This window comes from Polaromonas sp. UBA4122 (assembly GCA_002381615.1).
GTDB lineage: Bacteria > Pseudomonadota > Gammaproteobacteria > Burkholderiales > Burkholderiaceae_C > Polaromonas.
In genome coordinates, this window is the sequence record DFWY01000096.1 from 38038 (window position 1) to 56715 (window position 18678).

General features: G+C 60.0%; 15 protein-coding genes, 2 tRNA genes and 1 pseudogene. 12 read left to right on the forward strand and 6 right to left on the reverse strand.

Translation table 11 applies throughout. The annotated features are described in order from the left end of the window. The first annotated feature begins 90 nt into the window (after positions 1–90). Entirely contained in the window at positions 91–1467 is a 1377-nt protein-coding gene (locus tag B3F77_RS13090; protein WP_293605372.1) for a DNA recombination protein RmuC, read from the forward strand. After that, positions 1464–2648: an MFS transporter gene (locus tag B3F77_RS13095; protein WP_293605373.1), complete on the forward strand. Its 1185-nt coding sequence runs from the start codon at positions 1464–1466 to the stop codon at positions 2646–2648. Before B3F77_RS13090 ends, B3F77_RS13095 begins: the two co-directional genes overlap by 4 nt. A 35-nt stretch (positions 2649–2683) precedes the next feature. On the opposite strand, the gene B3F77_RS13100 is transcribed toward B3F77_RS13095, so the two are convergent. The 5 genes from B3F77_RS13100 to earP all read right to left on the reverse strand — a co-directional run bounded on the left by B3F77_RS13100 (position 2684) and on the right by earP (position 8119). Then, positions 2684–3547 (reverse strand): TIGR00730 family Rossman fold protein, encoded by an 864-nt coding sequence (locus tag B3F77_RS13100; RefSeq protein WP_293605374.1) that lies wholly within the window; start codon positions 3545–3547, stop codon positions 2684–2686. 10 nt (positions 3548–3557) lie between these two features. Beyond that, the gene (locus B3F77_RS13105) at positions 3558–4448 is read right to left on the reverse strand and encodes a ribose-phosphate diphosphokinase (RefSeq protein ID WP_293605375.1); all 891 of its coding nucleotides are present in this window, start codon (positions 4446–4448) and stop codon (positions 3558–3560) included. Then, complete coding sequence (locus tag B3F77_RS13110; protein ID WP_293605376.1) at positions 4448–6049, reverse strand: thymidine phosphorylase family protein; 1602 nt, start codon at positions 6047–6049, stop codon at positions 4448–4450. Before B3F77_RS13110 ends, B3F77_RS13105 begins: the two co-directional genes overlap by 1 nt. 226 nt (positions 6050–6275) lie before the next feature. Further along, complete coding sequence (gene efp / locus B3F77_RS13115; RefSeq protein ID WP_026779511.1) at positions 6276–6830, reverse strand: elongation factor P; 555 nt, start codon at positions 6828–6830, stop codon at positions 6276–6278. A gap of 110 nt (positions 6831–6940) precedes the next feature. Beyond that, positions 6941–8119, reverse strand: a complete 1179-nt coding sequence (earP, locus tag B3F77_RS13120; protein WP_293605377.1) for an elongation factor P maturation arginine rhamnosyltransferase EarP — start codon at positions 8117–8119, stop codon at positions 6941–6943. A 43-nt stretch (positions 8120–8162) separates the two neighbouring features. Between earP and uvrC the strand changes: the two genes are divergently transcribed. The 3 genes from uvrC (at position 8163) to B3F77_RS13135 (ending at position 11790) form a co-directional block, all read left to right on the forward strand. Beyond that, on the forward strand, positions 8163–10115 hold the full coding sequence (uvrC, locus tag B3F77_RS13125) for an excinuclease ABC subunit UvrC (protein ID WP_293605378.1): 1953 nt from the start codon (positions 8163–8165) through the stop codon (positions 10113–10115). A gap of 164 nt (positions 10116–10279) precedes the next feature. After that, positions 10280–10846 (forward strand): CDP-diacylglycerol--glycerol-3-phosphate 3-phosphatidyltransferase, encoded by a 567-nt coding sequence (pgsA, locus tag B3F77_RS13130; RefSeq protein WP_293605379.1) that lies wholly within the window; start codon positions 10280–10282, stop codon positions 10844–10846. Positions 10847–10920: 74 nt separating this feature from the next. Beyond that, positions 10921–11790, forward strand: a complete 870-nt coding sequence (locus tag B3F77_RS13135) for a DMT family transporter (RefSeq protein WP_293605386.1) — start codon at positions 10921–10923, stop codon at positions 11788–11790. On the opposite strand, the gene B3F77_RS13140 is transcribed toward B3F77_RS13135, so the two are convergent. Next, positions 11783–12712 (reverse strand): LysR family transcriptional regulator, encoded by a 930-nt coding sequence (locus tag B3F77_RS13140; RefSeq protein ID WP_293605380.1) that lies wholly within the window; start codon positions 12710–12712, stop codon positions 11783–11785. The two genes, B3F77_RS13135 and B3F77_RS13140, sit on opposite strands and share 8 nt — an antisense overlap. 100 nt (positions 12713–12812) lie before the next feature. On the opposite strand from B3F77_RS13140, the pseudogene B3F77_RS13145 reads away from it, so the two are divergent. The 7 genes and pseudogenes from B3F77_RS13145 to tnpA all read left to right on the forward strand — a co-directional run bounded on the left by B3F77_RS13145 (position 12813) and on the right by tnpA (position 18574). Continuing rightward, positions 12813–13690, forward strand: a pseudogene (locus B3F77_RS13145) (alpha/beta fold hydrolase). Further along, on the forward strand, positions 13683–14777 hold the full coding sequence (locus B3F77_RS13150; RefSeq protein ID WP_293605387.1) for a tartrate dehydrogenase: 1095 nt from the start codon (positions 13683–13685) through the stop codon (positions 14775–14777). The pseudogene B3F77_RS13145 and the gene B3F77_RS13150 overlap by 8 nt, the downstream one beginning before the upstream one ends. A 256-nt stretch (positions 14778–15033) precedes the next feature. Further along, the gene (locus tag B3F77_RS13155; RefSeq protein WP_293406997.1) at positions 15034–15306 is read left to right on the forward strand and encodes an HU family DNA-binding protein; all 273 of its coding nucleotides are present in this window, start codon (positions 15034–15036) and stop codon (positions 15304–15306) included. Between the two features lie 18 nt (positions 15307–15324). Beyond that, positions 15325–15400: transfer RNA gene (locus tag B3F77_RS13160), tRNA-Val, on the forward strand. A 77-nt stretch (positions 15401–15477) separates the two neighbouring features. Then, positions 15478–17415, forward strand: coding sequence for a SurA N-terminal domain-containing protein (locus tag B3F77_RS13165; RefSeq protein WP_293605381.1), 1938 nt, complete (start codon positions 15478–15480; stop codon positions 17413–17415). A 37-nt stretch (positions 17416–17452) separates the two neighbouring features. Then, a tRNA-His gene (locus B3F77_RS13170) sits at positions 17453–17528 on the forward strand. Positions 17529–18193: 665 nt separating this feature from the next. Further along, on the forward strand, positions 18194–18574 hold the full coding sequence (tnpA, locus tag B3F77_RS13175) for an IS66-like element accessory protein TnpA (RefSeq protein ID WP_293605382.1): 381 nt from the start codon (positions 18194–18196) through the stop codon (positions 18572–18574). The last annotated feature ends 104 nt before the right edge of the window (positions 18575–18678 follow it).

An 18678-nucleotide genomic window follows, 5' to 3' on the forward strand; every position in this document is an offset into this window, starting at 1 on the left:
CTAGGCTACGGAATCACCTGGATGATTTTCGCCAGTCAAAATCAGCCGAAGCTGGTTTTGTACAACAATAGGGGTTTGGAGGAAACCGGTTTGAATGACGCTGTGTTTTGGTCTTTGTTGGCGCTTGCCGTTTTGAATGTGTTGGTACTGCTATGGTTGGCGCTGCGGCGGCCGGATACCGGTGCCGCCCAGGCGGCAGAGCAGGGCAAGGCCGAGTTGCTGGCGGCGGTGCAGGGGCACTCCGAACGTATCGAACGCCTGGAGCGTGAATTGCGCCGCGAGATCAGCGAGTCCTCGCGTGATGGGCGGCAGGAACTGACGCAAAACCTGGCCACGTTTCAGCAGGCGCTGGTGCAACAGGGCGCGGAAGCGACGCGCACGCAAAATACCCAGATTGATGCGTTTGGCCAGCAACTGGCACTGCTGCAAAAAACACTGTCTGACACCTTGTCCGGTCAACTCACGGCCTTGAGCGAGTCCAACGCGCGCCGCATGGCCGAAGTGCGGCAAACGCTGGAAGCCCAGCTGGCCCAACTGCAGCAAAGCAACGCCGCCAAGCTCGACGAGATGCGCAAGACGGTGGATGAAAAGCTGCATGCCACGCTGGAAACGCGCCTGGGCGAAAGTTTCAAGCAGGTTGCTGACCGGCTGGAGCAGGTGCACAAGGGCCTGGGAGAGATGCAGACCTTGGCGCAGGGCGTGGGCGACCTCAAACATTTGCTGACCAACGTCAAGACGCGCGGCATTTTTGGCGAAGCCCAGCTGTCGGCCTTGCTGGAGCAGGTGTTTACCGTCGATCAGTACGCGGCGCAGGTCGTCACCTGCCCTGGCGGCAAGAACCCGGTCGACTTCGCCATCAAGCTGCCGGGCCGGTCCGATTCGGGTGAGCCGCTGTGGTTGCCGATCGATGCGAAATTTCCCAACGAAGATTACGAGCGCTTGCTCGACGCGCAGCAGCGCGCGGACGGGCTGGGTGCTGAAATGGCGGGCAAGGCGCTGGAGGTCAGGATCCGGATCGAGGCCAAATCGATGTCAGAAAAATACATAGTGCCGCCTTACACCACCGACTTCGCCATCCTGTTTTTGCCGACGGAAGGCTTGTATGCGGAAGTGCTGCGGCGCCCCGGCTTGATGGAGAGCCTGCAGCGCGATCACCGCATCACGCTGGCCGGCCCAACGACGCTGCTGGCCATGCTGAGCTCCCTGCAGATGGGCTTCAGGACGCTGGCGCTTGAAAAGCGTTCCAGTGAAGTGTGGCAGGTGCTGGGCGCGGTCAAGACCGAATTTGGCAAGTTCGGCGACGTGCTCGCCAAGGTTAAATCGCAAACCGAAACCGTGCTCAATACGCTGAGCAGCGCCGAGCAGCGCAGCCGTGTCATGGGCAAGGCATTGCGCAACGTCGAGGCGCTGCCGGAGATCGATTCGGCCCGGCTGATTCCGCTGGACAAAGACCCGGACGAGAATTGAACCGCGAACTTACCCGCCTGATTCTTGCGCAGATCTGTCTGCACGCCTGCATGACCGGCACGCGCATGGCCGCGCCGCTGCTCGCGCTTCGCGAAGGGTACAGCCCGGCGGCGGTGGGGGTGCTGCTGGCGCTCTTCGCCTTGGCGTCGGTATTTTTGGCGCTGCCAGCGGGCCGTTTTGCCGACCGGCATGGTCTGAGGCGGCCCGTCAGCTACAGTGTGCTGGCCGCCGTGACGGGGGCAGGTGCTGCCGCGGCTTTTCCGGTGTTCCCGGTGCTGTGCATGTCTGCGTTGCTTACCGGGGGCGCCACCGGCGCGGCCGTCATCTCGCTGCAACGCCATGTCGGGCGCGCAGCTAGTGGAGCCCTGCAGCTCAGGCGGGTTTTCAGCTGGCTGTCGATTGGTCCGGCGGTCTCCAATTTTCTCGGGCCTTTCACGGCCGGACTGCTGATTGACCATGCGGGCGCAGCGCCGGGCAGTCTTTCGGGCTACCGGGCTGCTTTTTTCCTGCTGGCAGTGTTGCCCCTTGCCAGCTGGTTTCTGGTCCGGAGAACCCGCGAGCTGCCACCCGTCATTGCGGCGAACGGCGGCACGCCGCCCAAAGCCTGGGATCTGCTGCGCGAGCCTACGTTTCGCCGGTTGATGCTGGTGAACTGGTTTTTGTCATCCTGCTGGGATGTGCACACCTTTGTGGTGCCGGTGCTGGGCTTTGAAAGAGGCATCAGCGCGTCAGTCATCGGTTCCATACTGGGCGCATTTGCCGTGGCTGCGGCGGTTATCCGCATGCTGATGCCTGTGGTGGCGGCGCATCTGCGGGAGTGGCGCGTGTTGGCAAGCGCCATGCTGATCACCGCCGTGCTGTTCGCGGTGTACCCGTTCACGCGCTCGGCGCTGGCCATGGGCGTGTGTTCGGTGTTGTTGGGGTTCGCGCTGGGGATGGTGCAGCCCATGGTCATGAGCATGCTGCACCAGATCACGCCCGAGGCGCGCCATGGTGAAGCGCTGGGGCTGCGGCTGATGGCGATCAACGCATCCAGTGTGCTCATGCCCATGCTGTTTGGCTCGGCCGGTGCGCTGATCGGGATTGCGAGCGTCTTCTGGATAACCGGCGCCGTGGTGGGCGCCGGTTCGCGCGCGGCCTGGCTGCTCAAGGACAGCCTGACACCTCATGGCGGGCACTGATATCAGTAGCCAGCTCAGGGCGGGCAGCGCTAGAGTTAGAGTTTGTAAAACTCCCTGATCGCATCCCAAGCCACCTGCGGGTCATCGACATACTGGAAGAGCTTGAGGTCGTTGGGTGAAATCGCACCTTCTTCGATCATTACGTCAATGTCAAAGAGCCGTTTCCAGTAGTCGGAGCCAAAAAGAATGATGGGCACTGGCTCGGCCTTGCCGGTCTGCACCAGCGTGATGACTTCAAACAACTCGTCGAGTGTTCCAAATCCGCCCGGAAAAGCCACCAGCGCTTTGGCGCGCATCATGAAGTGCATTTTTCGCAGGGCAAAGTAGTGAAATTTGAAGCTCAGACTCGGCGAGATGTAGGGGTTGGGATATTGCTCGTGAGGCAGCGCGATGTTGAGCCCGACGTTGAGTGCGCCCATGTCATGGGCGCCGCGGTTGGCCGCTTCCATGATGCCTGGGCCGCCACCCGTGCAAATGAACAGCCGCTCCTTGTCCGGCAGCTGGGCGCTGTGGGCGGCCACGAGCCGGCCAAACAACCGGGCCTGCTCGTAATAACGGGCGTTGCGGACCTGACGCTCGGCCAGGGCCAGCGCCTCCGTGTCACCGCTATGGCGTGCCTGCTCCAGCATGAGCTGCGCATCTTCGGGGCTGCGAAAGCGCGCGCTGCCGAATACCACAATCGTGTTCTCGATGCCCAGCGCCTGCTGGTCGAGGTCAGGCTTGAGCATCTCGAGCTGGAAGCGAATGCCGCGCGTTTCGCGGCGCAGCAAGAACTCGGGGTCGGCAAAGGCCAGGCGGTAGGCATCCGCCTGCAGGGGAATGCCGGCGTCGGCGTGGGCCTTGAGGTCGGCCCAGGCGTCGGCCAGGGTGCGTTCGTTGAGGTCGTGAGGGGTCTTCATGTAGGGATTGTCAATGAGTTGTACCGGAAAGCGCAGCGGCAATGAGCGGTGCCACGCTCACCGCGTTGCTGGGATGCCTGATGCAGTCGGTGCTCCACACCTCGCCCACACCCGCGTCAAGAATGACCTGCAAGGCGTCACCCGCAAACAGGGCGTGCGTCACGGCCACATCGACCGAAGCCGCACTCGCTGCCAGCAGCAGGCGCGCGGCGCGCGCGAGAGTCTGGCCGGTGCTTGCGACATCATCGAGCAAGACCACGGCGCGGCCGGCTACATCTATGGGCGGCAGCTCAATCTCAACGGCCCGGTCGCCGTGGCGGACCTTGCGGCACACCGCATGGTCAAAACCGTGGCGCGCGGCCGCCTGGGCGATCCACTGCGCCGACTCTTGGTCCGGGCCGACCAGCAGCGGCCGCTGCCGGCGCTCGGCGATCATATCGGCCAGCAAGGCCGCGCCGGTCAACGCAATGGCGCGGGGCACCGGTACCGCTTCCTGCAGCGTGGCGACCCGGTGCAGATGCGGGTCCACGGTGATCACTGCGTCAAACAGGTCCGCGAAAAAGCGCCCGACAATGCGCTGGCTTACGGCTTCACCGGGCTGAAATGCCACGTCCTGGCGCATATAAGCCAGATAGGGCGCCACCAGCGTCAGGTGACGCGCTCCCAGTTCACGCGCGGTGCGGGCTGCCAGCAGCAGCTCCAGCAGTTTTTCATTCGGATGGTCAAGCGTGCGCAGTATCACCACGCTCTCGGGCAGCGATACGGGAAGGCGCAGCTTGAACTCGCCGTCAGGAAAGTCGTGGCGCTCGATTTTGGCCAGCTCAAGGCCCGCTGCACGGGCAAGCTGCAGCGCGCTTTCGTGCTCATCTTCAAAGTGCAGCAGCAGGGTCGGTGTCGTCATCAGAACTCCACAAACACGTGTGGTACCTGGTCAGCGCGGCCAATCGTATATCCCGTGGACTTGCTGCAAGCCTGGCGCGCAAACTCCAGGTCCGCGGCAAATCCGGCATGCACGCGGTACAGCAAGGCGCCAGCCTCCACCGTATCGCCAAGCTTGCACGTCAGATCCACCCCCGCGTTCTTGACCTTGGGAGCGCCGGCGAAGCGGGCAATCCGCGCGAGTTGCAGGTTGTCGAAGCCGGCAACCACGCCGGCTTCGGGCGCCCGCACCTCAAAGTTCAGCGCACCGAGTTCGGGGTGATTGTGGTCGAAGGATTTGCTGCCCTGGGCCTTGATGATGTCATTCATCTTGGCCAACGCGCGGCCCGAGTCCAGAATGTCGCGCGCAATGGCAAAACCGTCGCCGCCGCGCACGTCTGGATCGCATTCAATGAGGCGGCCAGCCAGCCGCAAGGATTTTTGCCGCAGGTCGACGGGTGCGCGTGGGTCGTTTTCCAGCACGCGCATCACATCACGGGCTTCGAGCACGGGGCCGATGCCAAAACCGATGGGCTGGCGGCCGTCGGTGATCACCACGTCGAGCGACAGGCTCATGCGTTTGGCGACGTATTCGAACAGGCGGCGCAGGCGCTGGGCATCCGGCATTGAGCGCACCTTGGCGGTCGGCCCGATCGGGATGTCGAGCACCAGATGGTTGGAGCCGGCGGCGATTTTTTTCGACAGGATGGAGGCCACCATCTGTCCCGGCGAATCGAGCGACAGGGGGCGCTCCACGGAAATCAGCACATCATCGGACGGCGAGAGGTTGGCTGTGCCGCCCCAGGCGATGCATCCACGGTGATTGCGAACGATCTCTTCGAGCTGTTCGACAGGCAGCTCCACATTGGCCAGCACCTCCATGGTGTCGGCGGTGCCGGCCGGCGAGGTGATGGCGCGCGAGGAGGTCTTGGGGCACAGCAGGCCGTGTGCTGCGACGATTGGCACCACCAGCATGGACGTACGGTTGCCTGGGATGCCGCCGATGCAGTGCTTGTCCACCACCAGGTGTTCGTGCCAGTCCAGCCGTCGTCCGACCTCGATCATGGCGTCGGTCAGGAAGTACACCTCCTCGCGGTCCAGCTCGTCGCGGCAGGTGGCCACCACGAAGGCCGTTAGTTCGATCTTGGAGTAGTGGTGCTCGGCAATGTCGCGCACGATGGCGCGGAAATCATCCAGTTCCAGGCGCTCGCCGTCCAGCTTGCGGTGCAGCGCACCGATTGATTCGGGCGGCTCGGCCTGAGATACCGTGGAGGGGTGACCATCCGCCACGCCCATCTGGGCAAAGGCCGCCTTGGACAGGCCGAGCTCGCCGCAGGAAACGATGTTTTCGTCGTCCACCACGTTCAGGGTGGCCAGGATGCTGCGTCCATTGGACCGAATTTCTACTTTCGACAGGGCCTTGAAACCCTCGGCTCGGTAGACCTCGCAGTCGCGGTGCATGTAGGCCACATTCTCAGGGTAGGTGTCGATCAGCACGCGGCGCAGCGAGAGCCGGGCTGGGCTGAAGGGGCCGTTGCTCGGCACCTGGCAGGCTGCAGACGGTTCAGTAGTCACTTTGTTCATGGGAATAGCCTACACCGAATTTGTCCTGCAACCGATGCCCGAGGCATGGGGGACTGCAGGAGCTTGTGTTGACCGTAAGCAAAAAGGCCCCTTGAGATAATGCCGCCAAATTAAGCAAAGGCTCTGCGACGCGCGTCAGCATGGCCGACGGCGACACTTCGGCAGTCCAATGAAAAAAGGCTTGCGTTGCGGCAAGCCTTTTGTGTGCAGTGGGGACTGCAATGCGTCAGACGCGCTTGCGGTACTCGCCGGTGCGGGTGTCGATTTCAACGACATCGCCTTGTGCCACAAAAATGGGCACACCGATTTCAAAGCCGGTGGCCAGCTTGGCGGGCTTCAGCACCTTGCCGGAGGTATCGCCTTTGACGGCGGGCTCGGTCCAGGTGATTTCGCGCTGGACGCTGGTGGGTACTTCGACGGAAATGGCCTTGCCGTCATAAAACACCACTTCAAGGTCCATGCCGTCTTGCAGGTAGTTCAGCGAGTCGCCCATGTTTTCGGCTTCGACTTCGTACTGGTTGAACTCTTCGTCCATGCAGATATACATGGGGTCGGCAAAGTAGGAGTAGGTGCAGTCCTTCTTGTCCAGGATGACTTGGTCTATCTTGTCGTCGGCCCGGTAAACGACTTCGGTGTTGAAGTTGTTCAGCAGGCTTTTGAGCTTCATGCGCACGGTGGAGGAGTTGCGTCCACCGCGGCTGTATTCGGTTTTGAGCACCACCATCGGGTCTTTGCCTTGCATGATGACGTTGCCAGCGCGTATTTCTTGAGCGATTTTCATAGCGGTTTTACTGAAGTAGTAGGCCGCTGAATCTGGGCACCGGTTTTCACCTGTGTGGAGGTTCCGCGGCGGGTTATATGCCGGATTATTTGGCGAGTTATGCGGATTGCCTAACCAGGCTGGTCCACAAAACCCATTATTTTAACGTTTTTTGCAACAAACCGGAGCAAACGGGTACTTAGGTCATCCTGGGCCATCAGGCGGGACCGGGCACCGAGTGCGCAGGATTGCCAGGCCGGCAAGTCCGGTGGGCTCGGTATCGGGCCGCCGCTGGTGGCTTGGCGGGTTGCACCCTCATTCCAGGCTGCGTGAAAGGCCCGCAGCGAGGGCGGCGCGTCCAGCCAGTCGAGAAAGGCGTGCAGCTTGGCCAGATGGGCATCGTCATGCTGCGGATAAATCTGCCAGACAAAGGGTTTACCGGCCCAGAGGGCGCGCACCACGGAGTCCTCGCCGCGTACAAAATTGAGGTCGCAAGTCCAGAGCAAGTGGTCGTAGTCGCGCTGAGTCAGCAGCGGAAGGTATGAAATTGATAGCTGGCTGCGCCCGTCGATATTGGGCTGAAGGCCTATTTCATCACTTAAAATAGCCTTGACCGCGTTTTCGGCCCGTCCCGCCGCCACCAGCAGGCGCACCGGCTGGCCCGCCAGCCCGTGCTGCGCCAATTGCCCCAGGAGCCCGGCCAGCGCAGGCGGTTCGTAGCAGAACAGCGAAACCAGCTTTTCGTCGCTTTTTTCGCCTTTCCAGGCGATGCCTTGCGTTGCCAGCCAGGCGGTGCGGTCAAAACCGGCTTGTCGCTCGGTCAGGTCGGGCTCGCGTAACAGGCCGCCAGTCGCCTCTGTGAAGCCCGGGTAATAGAACCACTTGATCCAGCCGGCCACCGGGCCGCTTTGCACGGGCGAGGGCATGGCGTGGCAGCGCTCGACATAGGGTTCTGCCGACAGGTATTCGAGGTTGATCCATACAGGTTTCTTGCCTACAACCCTTTCAATACGGGCGCAGGCAGCTATTAATTCAGGAGCAATTCCGCAACCAAAAGCTTCGATCATCACGTCGGGCGGCTGCTGTTCAAACCTCGCAGCAGTCAGATCCGGCGGCCCGACCCAGGGCAGCACGCGAACGCCCACGCACCCGGCGGGGGCCATCCAGCGCAGCGCGGAGGCGTCGTCCGCCCACAGCCGAACCTGATGGCCGCGCGAGGCCAGATCGGCGGCCAGGCGCCAGCACACGCCAATGTCCCCGAAGTTGTCGATGACTTTGCAAAAAATGTCCCACTGCAGGCTGCGATTCATGAAAGGATTGTCCACAATACGGGACGCCCACCTTATTGCCTCCATGACCCAAGCTCACGAATTCGATCCCCAACTGCTTAGCGAAGTGGCGGCACTGCCTGCGCTGCCGGGTGTTTACAGGTACTTTGATGCGGAAGGGGGTGTGCTGTATGTCGGCAAGGCGCGCGACCTGAAAAAACGGGTGACCAGCTACTTCCAGAAAAAGCACGGTGGCACACGCATTGGCCACATGGTGACCAAGATCGTCCGCATGGAGACCACGGTGGTGCGCTCCGAAGCCGAGGCGCTGCTGCTTGAAAACAACCTGATCAAGACGCTCAACCCGAAATACAACATCCTGTTTCGGGACGACAAGAGCTACCCCTACCTCAAGCTGACCGCGGCGCGCGCGGTGGAGGAGGGCGGCGCTCCATCAGCGGCGGCGTACCCGCGTATTGCCTACTACCGGGGTGCGGTCGAAAAAAAGCACCATTACTTTGGACCTTACCCCAGCGCCTGGGCGGTGAAGGACACCATTTTGCTGCTGCAAAAGGTGTTCAGGCTGCGTACCTGCGAAGACACGGTGTTCAGCAACCGCACGCGGCCCTGCCTGCTGTACCAGATCAAACGCTGCTCCGCACCGTGCGTGGGTCACGTGTCGCCTGAGCAATACGCGCTGGATACGGCGAACGCCGAGCGGTTTTTACAGGGCCAGACGCAGGAAATCCTGACCGACCTTGAACAGAAAATGCTGGCGCATGCCGACAAGCTGGAGTTTGAGCAGGCCGCCGAGCTGCGCAACCAGATGTCGGCGCTGTCCACGGTGCTGCACCAGCAGTCCATGGAAATCGGTGGCGACAAGGATGTGGACATTCTGGCGGTGAAAGTGCAAGGCGGCAAAGCCTGCGTCAACCTGGCGATGGTTCGTGGCGGCCGCCATCTGGGCGACCGGCCCTATTTTCCGACGCATGTGGAAAACGCCACCGACGTTGCCGCATTGGACGCGGAACTTGATGCGCCAGCGGATCAGGCTAAGGAGAAATCACTGGAGGCTCTGATCCTCGAAGCCTTCATTGCGCAGCACTACATTGATGTGCCCGTGCCACCCACCCTGGTGTGCAGCGAGCCGGTGGACAAGGACTTGATCGATGCGCTGGCGGAACAGACCGGCAGCCGCGTCACGGCAATTCACCAGCCACGCGAGCAGCGCCGCATCTGGCTGGAGATGGCGCAGAAAAATGCCGGTCTTCAGCTGGCCCGCCTGCTGGCCGAGCAGGGCTCGCAACAGGCGCGCACGCGTGCGCTGGCAGAAGCGCTGGAGCTGCCGCTGGACAACCTGGACGCCTTGCGCATCGAGTGTTTTGACATCTCTCACACGGCCGGGGAATCCACCCAGGCTTCCTGTGTGGTGTTCAAGGAGCACAAGATGCAAAACAGTGAATACCGCCGCTACAACATCGAAGGCATTACCCCGGGCGACGATTACGCAGCCATGCGGCAGGTGCTGACGCGCCGCTACACCAAGCTGGCCGAGGCAGCGCGTAATCCTGAAACTAAGGGCGAAGCCAAGCTGCCGGATCTGGTGCTGGTGGATGGCGGCAAGGGGCAGGTGTCCATGGCCCGTTCGGTGTTTGCAGAGCTGGGTCTGGATCTGGGTCTTATTGCCGGTGTCGAAAAGGGCGAGGGTCGCAAGGTCGGCCTGGAAGAACTGGTGTTTGCCGACGGGCGCGACAAGGTGTACCTGGGCCGCGATTCAGCGGCGCTGATGCTGATTGCGCAAATCAGGGATGAAGCCCACCGCTTTGCCATCACCGGCATGCGCGCCAAACGGGCCAAGGTCCGGGTGGGGGGCAGCAAGCTCGAAGATATTGCGGGAATCGGCCCCAAGCGCCGCGCCAGCCTGCTGCAGCGCTTTGGGGGTATTCGCGGCATTGCGTCGGCCAGCGTGGAAGATATCGCGATGGTGGACGGTATTTCGAAAGACCTTGCCGAAGGCATTTATCGCGCCTTGCATTGAGCGCTGATGGGCGCGCTGGCGAGCGCACGCGGGAGTCAACCGGTCTTCTCGTGCGTGCCTGTGCGTAACGGGTCCAGACGTTTTTGCGCAACGAAGCGCACCATTTTGGCCTGCGCTGACCGCTCGGCAGGCAAGGGGCTCACGGCTCATGCCAAAATCGGGCTATGTTTCTGACCATTCCGACCTTGATGACCTGGACCCGCATCGTCGCGATTCCGTTGATCGTAGGGATTTTCTATCTGAACATCGGCACGGCTGAGCGCAACTTGATTGCCACCGTGATGTTTGTTGTTTTCGCTGCGACCGACTGGCTGGACGGCTTTCTGGCGCGCAAGCTGAACCAGACGTCCGCATTCGGCGCTTTCCTCGATCCGGTGGCCGACAAGTTTCTGGTGAGCGCCTCGCTGCTGGTACTGGTGCATTTGCAGCGCGCTGATGTGTTTGTGGCGCTCATCATCATTGGCCGCGAGATTGCGATTTCTGCCCTGCGCGAATGGATGGCGCTGATAGGCGCTACCAAAAGCGTTGCCGTGCACATGCTGGGCAAGATCAAAACCGCGGTCCAGATGGTGGCGATTCCTTTCCTGCTGTTTGACGGCAGGCTGTTCGGCGTGATCAATACCCATGTGTGGGGAACTTGGCTTATCTGGATCTCTGCGATCCTGACGGTCTGGTCGATGATTTATTACCTGCAAAAAGCCATTCCGGAAATCCGCGCGCGGGCCAAATGAATCTTTCCTGAAGTGGGCCGCCCTTGAGTTCCGCGTCCTCCATCAGCGCCACTATCCCTGCTATGGTTCGGGCCATGCCGGCCGTGTTCGTGCTGATCTGGAGCACCGGCTTTATCGTCGCCAAATTCGGCTTGCCTTACGCGCCGCCGCTGACCTTTCTGGTGATCCGCTATGTCCTGTCCATCGTCTGCTTCCTGATCTGGATTGGGCTGGCCCGCGCGTCCTGGCCGCGTGAGCGCCGGCAGTGGCTGCATCTGGCTGTGGCCGGGTTGCTGATGCATGCCGTTTATCTGGGCGGTGTCTGGGTGGCGGTCAAAGGCGGCATGGGCTCGGGCTTGGCGGCACTGATTGTGGGCTTGCAGCCGGTGCTGACGGCGCTGTGGACCTCGGGGACAGGCTCAGCGCAAGCGCACACCCGGGTCACGTCGCGGCAATGGATGGGTCTGGTGTTGGGCCTGGGCGGCTTGCTGCTGGTGGTCTCGCGCAAGTTTGGTACCGGCAGCGAAGTCACGGTGCTCACGCTGGCTTGCGCGGTGTCTGCGCTGATCAGCATCACCGCAGGCACTCTCTACCAAAAGCGCTTCATGAAACCCACCGACGTGCGCACCGCCAATGTCATCCAGCTGGGCGCGGCCTTGCTGGTGACCCTGCCGCTGGCTTTCTTTGAAACCGAGGCGATTGTGTGGAACGGCGAATTTCTCGGCGCCATGGCCTGGTCCGTGCTTGCGCTCACACTCGGCGGCAGCTCGCTCCTTTACCTGCTGATTCAGCGCGGCGCGGCCACCTCGGTGACCAGCTTGCTATACCTTGTGCCGCCCACAACGGCCCTGATGGCGTGGGCGCTGTTTGGCGAATCCATCACCATGACCACCCTTGTCGGAACGGCACTCACGGCGCTGGGCGTGAGTCTCGTGGTGCGGCCCGCGAAGCCGCAGGTCACGTAGTTTTCCAGGGCGTGCTCTGGAATTGTGCGAGCAAAAAATCGATGAGCAGGCGGATGCGTCGGGGCGAATCTGTGCGGTAGGGTGCCAGCCAGTGAATATCGGCGTCGGGCATGGCGTAGCCTGGCAGTATGCGCACCAGCTGGCCTGAAGCCAGCTGGGGTGCAATATCCCATAGGCTGCGCAGCATGATGCCGCGGCCCTCTACGCACCAGTCGCGGACCAGCTCACCGGAGTTGCTTGACAGCGGCCCATGAACCCGCACCCGCGCCGGTATTTTGTCCCGGTTTTTATTCAGCGGCCATACATCAAAGCGCTGACCCGTGGCGTTGCCGTTTTCACGAACGATCAGGCAGGCATGATGCTGCAAGGCTTCCAGGTTTGACGGTGTACCGTGCTGCTTGATGTAGCTGGGCGAGGCCACCAGCACGCGCTGGTTGCGCGCCAGTCGGCGCGAAACCCATTGCGCCGCCTGCCGGCCCTGCACAGACCAGAGCCAGATGGCACCGTCAAATCCATCGAGTGCGAGATCGGGCAACTGTTCGGTGAGTTGCAGCTGGATGTCGATGCGCGGGTAGCGTTCCTGAAAGCTTGCCAGCGCGGGCCCCAGCCATAGGCGCCCGAAGCCAAAGGTTGCCGCCAGCCGGATCAATCCCATGGGCTCTGCCTTGCGCTCCTGGAGTTCGGCTTCAAGCGCCGTAAAGCCTTGCAGCAAGACGCGCGCACGTTCGCACACGGTTTCGCCCTCGGCTGTCGGGCTGACGCGCCGGGTGGTGCGCTGAAACAAACGCTGGCCCAGCCGTGCTTCCAGCGCAGCGAGCCGCTTGGTCACGACAGGCGGCGCCACATCAAGGCTGAGTGCGGCGGCAGCCAGGCTGCCGTGGTCGCGCACGGCCAGTACGAGTTCCAGGTCGCTGCGTTCCATTCATGCCCTTAAAGAAACAATCAATTGCCGGATTATTGCTTGAATCATCCTAAGCATTGCTACAGAATCTGTTCTAAACCAAAGGAAGCAAGGCAGATGGATGTTTGAGGATTTTGTGTCCTGTGATGTCAAAGGCCCAACCGGTGTGCTGCGCACCTTGCGGAGCGGCCGTGGCGCACCACTTTTACTGCTGCACGGGCATCCGCAAACCCATGTGATGTGCCACGCGGTGGCCGCTGAGTTGGCCAAGGTGTTTACCGTGGTGGTGATGGACTTGCGCGGCTACGGTGATTCGACTCGGGTCACCAGCGATCCTGAATACCACGCTTATTCCAAACGTGCGATGGCGCTCGATACCGTGGCCGTCATGCACCACCACGGGTTTGATGGATTTCAAGTACTGGCCCATGACCGCGGCGCACGGGTTGCGCACCGCCTGGCGGCTGACCACCCCGACGTGGTGCAGCGGCTGATGCTGGTGGACATTGCACCCACACTCGCCATATATGACAACACCTCCCATGCCTTTGCGCGCGCTTACTGGCACTGGTTCTTTTTGATGCAGCCGCCGCCTTTGCCGGAAGCCTTGATCGAGTCTGGTCCGGTGCGCTATGTGTGTAGCGTGATGGGCAAGCGCCAGGCGGGCCTGACGGCTTTTGCTCCGGCCGCGCTGGCCGAGTACGAGCGCTGTGCGCAGATCCCGGGAACAGCCATGAGTAGTTGCGAGGACTACCGGGCATCCGCCACAATTGACTTGGTGCACGACCGCACCGATGTGGCGGCGGGGCATCGATTGGCGCAGTCGGACAGTATTTCGACGTGTTGCGTCTCTGGCGGGAACGGGCCAGCGACGTGTCGGGGTGCAGCCTACCCTGTAGGCGCTGCATTGCGGAAGAAGCGCCAGCGCTACTGCTGGCGCAAGCCTTGAATTTTTTAAAACCTGAATCAAAGGACCATCATGAGCAAGAACATCGGTAAAAAAAGAATTGCGGTCATAGCGGGTGACGGCATCGGCAAGGAAGTGATGCCTGAGGGCATTCGCGTGCTGGAGGCGGCCGCCGTCAAATTCGGGATTGATTTGCAGTTCGATCATTTCGATTTTTCCAGTTGGGACTATTTTGAAAAGCACGGCAAGATGCTGCCCGACAACTGGAAAGACCAGATCGGCGGGCATGACGCGATTTACTTTGGCGCGGTTGGCTGGCCTGACAAAATCGCCGACCATGTATCGCTTTGGGGTTCGCTGCTGCTGTTCAGGCGCGAGTTTGACCAGTACATCAACTTGCGGCCGGCACGGCTGATGCCCGGCATCATTGCACCGGTGGTCAGGCGCGACGGCAGCCCGCGCGAGCCCGGCGAGATTGATTTTTATATCGTCCGTGAAAATACCGAGGGCGAGTACTCCAGCATTGGCGGTAAGGCGTTTCCTGGAACCGAGCGTGAGTTTGTGCTGCAGGAGTCGGTGTTTACCCGAATTGGCGTGGACCGCGTGCTGAAGTTTGCGTTCGAGCTGGCGCAGTCCCGGCCCAAAAAACACCTGACCAGTGCGACCAAGTCCAATGGCATTTCAATCTCCATGCCTTATTGGGATGAACGTGTGCTTGAGATGGCCAAAAACTATCCGGCGATCCAACTGGACAAGTTTCATATTGATATCCTGACGGCGCATTTTGTACTGCGTCCTGATTTTTTTGACGTCGTGGTGGCCAGCAACCTGTTCGGTGACATCCTGAGTGATCTGGGGCCCGCTTGCACCGGAACCATCGGCATTGCGCCCAGCGCCAACCTCAACCCGGAGCGCAAGTTTCCCTCGCTGTTCGAGCCGGTGCATGGCTCTGCGCCGGACATTGCAGGGCGCAACATTGCCAACCCCATTGGCCAGATATGGTGCGGTGCCATGATGCTGGAGTTCCTGGGACACAAGGACGCGCACGACGGCATTCTTGCCGCCATTGAAAAAGTGTTAAGCACCGAAAGGGGAGCTCCGCGTACGCCGGATCTGGGCGGTCAGGCCAGTACAGCGGATGTCGGCAAGGCCATTGCCGCGGCTCTCGCCGCGGGGTAACGGCGGGTTTTGTCAAGCATAAAAATTGCACACCATGCTTACGCTTAAGTCTTGAAAGCGTAAAAAAAGGGACTAGAATCCGCGTCCGTACAGTGAAGAAACTTGATGCTGTATTGACAGGTTAGAAGTCCATGGCTCTAATTGGAATCAGCAGAAAACCTGCACATGCCGCTCTCGCTGACACCTTCATCACTGGGGTTCCGGGAGATATTTTTTAGAGACAACCAGATTAACTTTAATCAACGAGGGGCTTCTTGTGAACAAGACTGAACTGATCGAGCACATTGCCAAAAATGCTGATATTTCCAAAGCTGCCGCGACGCGTGCGCTGGAGGCAACCATTGGTGCCGTGAAAACAACCCTGAAAAAAGGAGGCTCCGTGTCTCTGGTAGGGTTTGGCACATTTGCAGTGGGCAAACGCGCTGCCCGCACTGGCCGCAACCCACGCACCGGCGATGCGATTAAAATCAAGGCTGCCAAGGTTCCAAAGTTTCGTCCGGGCAAAGCGCTCAAGGATGCTTTGAACTGATGAAAGAGGTTTAAGGTGGGGTGCTTAGCTCAGTTGGTAGAGCAGCGCCCTTACACGGCGTAGGTCGGCGGTTCGAGCCCGTCAGCACCCACCACCCATTGAAAAAAAGGCGAACTTGGGTTCGCCTTTTTTATTGTTGAGCTTTATTCGACAGCCTACAGGAAATTCGAGATGTTTGATTTCATTCGCAAGCACACCAAAGTCACGATGGCGTTGCTGTTTCTGCTGATTGTTCCGTCTTTTATATTGGTCGGTCTCAACAGCTATAACAGTTCCAGGGAAAACGGGGTAACAGTTGCCAAGGTGGACGGCAAGGACATCATCCAGTCGGAATGGGATCGGGCACACCAGAGTGAAGTTGACAGGCTGCGGGCCTCCATGCCGACGCTGGACGTCAAACTGCTGGATTCGCCGCAAGCGCGCTATGCCACGCTTGAGCGCCTGGTGCGTGACCGCGTGATTGCTGCCGCAGCGGAAAAATTCAAGCTCACCACCAGCAACCAACGCCTGGCGCGCGAGTTGCAGCAAAGCCCTGAGATCGCGTCCTTGCGTCGGCCTGACGGAACGCTCGACATGGAACGCTACCGTCAACTGCTGGGCAGTCAGGGGATGACGCCTGAAATGTTTGAAGCCAATGTGCGTTCCGATCTGTCGAACCGTCAAGTGTTGGTCGGTATCGGTGCCAGCGGGTTTTCTTCCAATTCGGCCGCCGACCTGGCACTTAACGCCTACTTCGAAAGGCGAGAAATTCAGCTAGCCCGTTTCAACACCGCCGATTTCGCAGCCAAGCTCAGCCCGACGGATGCCGACCTCGAACAGTTTTATAAAACCAACGAAAAGCTCTTCCAGGCGCCCGAGCAGGCAAATATCGAGTACGTGCTGCTTGATGTGGATACTGTCAAGAAAAACATCATCATCAACGAAGCGGACCTGAAAACCTATTACGAGCAGAACGCCCAGCGACTGAGCGGTGCAGAAGAGCGTCGTGCCAGCCATATCCTGATTGCCGCGCCCAAGACGGCGTCGGCTGCCGAGCGCGAGAAGGCGAAGGCCAAGGCGGAGGAGCTGTTCGCGATTGTTAAAAAAGCTCCGGATACGTTTGCCGATGTGGCACGCAAAAATTCACAGGACCCTGGTTCCGCCCCAAGCGGTGGGGACCTCGATTTCTTTGCCCGCGGCGCCATGGTCAAGCCTTTTGAGGATGCCGCTTTCTCAATGAATAAAGGTGACATCAGCGGCGTGGTGGAGTCCGACTTTGGCTACCACATCATCAAGCTGACCGACATCAAAACGCCCAAGCAACGCAGTTTTGAAGAGATGAGGACCGAGCTGGAAGCCGATCTGAAGAAGCAGCAGGCGCAGAAGAAATTTTCTGAAACTGCTGAAGCTTTTACCAACGGCGTCTATGAGCAGTCGGATAGCCTCAAGCCGGTTGCCGACCGCCTGAAGCTGGAAATCAAATCGGCTAGTCATGTGACGCGCCAGCCTTCAGCGGGTGTCACGGGTGTGCTGGCCAACCCAAAATTCCTCAACGCGCTGTTTTCACCCGATGCGATCGAGAAAAAACGCAACACCGAAGCCATTGAGGTGGGGCCCAGCCAGCTGGCTTCGGGCCGCATCATCCAATACACCCCTGCGCATACCCAGCCTTTTGCAGAAGTGAAAGATATTGTGCGCAAGCGCTGGTTGGAGCAGCGCGGCGCTGAAGAAGCGCGCAAGGACGGCATTTCCAAACTGGCCGCATGGAAGGCTGCTCCGGCATCCGCAACGCTGTCTGACCCGGTGCTGGTGTCGCGGGAGCAGACACAAAAACTGCCACCGCAGGTAGTAGATGCCGCGCTACGTGCCGATTCAAGCGCCTTGCCCACCTTTGCTGGCGTTGATCTGGGTGCCCAGGGCTATGTCATCGTCAAGGTTGGCAAGGTCGTGCCTCGTGATGCGCCAGCCGAAGCCGCCGCCAAACAGGAACACAACCAGTACACACAGTGGTGGACCTCTGCAGAGAATCTGGCTTATTACAACGGGCTAAAGGAGCGCTTCAAGGCTGAAATCCTGGTGGCCAAGCCGGCCCCCGGCAAGGCAAATGCAGAAGAAGGTGTGACGCAATAACTTGAAGCGGCTTTGCCGCTATAATTTCAACCCTACGGTGGCTGTAGCTCAGTTGGTAGAGTCCAGGATTGTGATTCCTGTTGTCGTGGGTTCGAGCCCCATCAGCCACCCCAAGTCACACATAGAAAGCCTGCTATCAATACGGTAGTGGGCTTTTCTTTTTGGTGTTGCTTGTAGGCAATCTGTAGGCAACTTGCCCAAATACCGCACCAGCACCGGCCAAAAAAACCAGCGGGTAAGGCTGGGTTGAACCCTTTCGGGCCACGCCTATGGAGGTGAAGCGCAGTAGGATGATGTCCGTGTGAAATGTATCGCGATGATAGCGCCAGACGATTTACGGAAAGCTTGACATAGCTCAATAAAGCTTCACGGCGACATCGATAGCATCCCTCGCACCGAACAAAAGAGTCGGGTAACTTGGAACAGTCGATATGAATAACGATACAACAATACCTTCGGCTCTGATGGCGCGAGACTGTGACCTCAAACCAATAAAATCATCGAATGGCTATCCCATCTTGAAAATCCTCCTAACGGGCGTCCTCCTCCTGCTCGTACTCATGTTGCTTAAGCGTTGACTACTTATAACGGCACCAGCCGAAAGAAAACCCATGCGCGGTGGGCTTGATTTAATTTGATTGTTTTTCAATCGGCGGGCAGGTCGCACAACTTAGGCCCGTTGGTATTTTCATTTGATTGAAGCCAAGTTGAGGCCGGTGCGTAAGCGCCCGGCCAAGTCATCTTGAGTAGAGGCTGATTTCTGGAGATAGTGTGCACGATGAAGATCATGCACACCATGGCGAGCGAAGCTCGCACCAAAGTCCCCAAGCGGCGGTTTTACAGTCCCGAGTTCAAACTCCAAGTTGTTGGGCAATGCGCTGAACCTGGCGCATCCATTGCCGCCGTCGCACTCAAACATGCCATCAACGCCAACATCGTTCACCGGTGGTTGCGCGAACACAGCCAAGGCGCACTGGTCATTGAGGCACATGCATTCGTGCCAGTCACCTTGAGCGCGGATCCAGATCCATCATCCCCATCGTCGGCGCCGCCTGACATCCGCATCGAAGTCCACCGGGCAAACGCCACCATTGTCGTCAACTGGCCCTTGCAGGGTGGCGCCTCCTGCGCACAGTGGTTGCGTGAGTGGTTGCAATGATTCGGGTTGATGCAGTATGGCTTGCAACCACTCCCCTGGACATGCGAGCGGGCACCGACACCGCTTTGGCCCGAGTCGTTCCCCTGATGGCCACTTCAAATTCC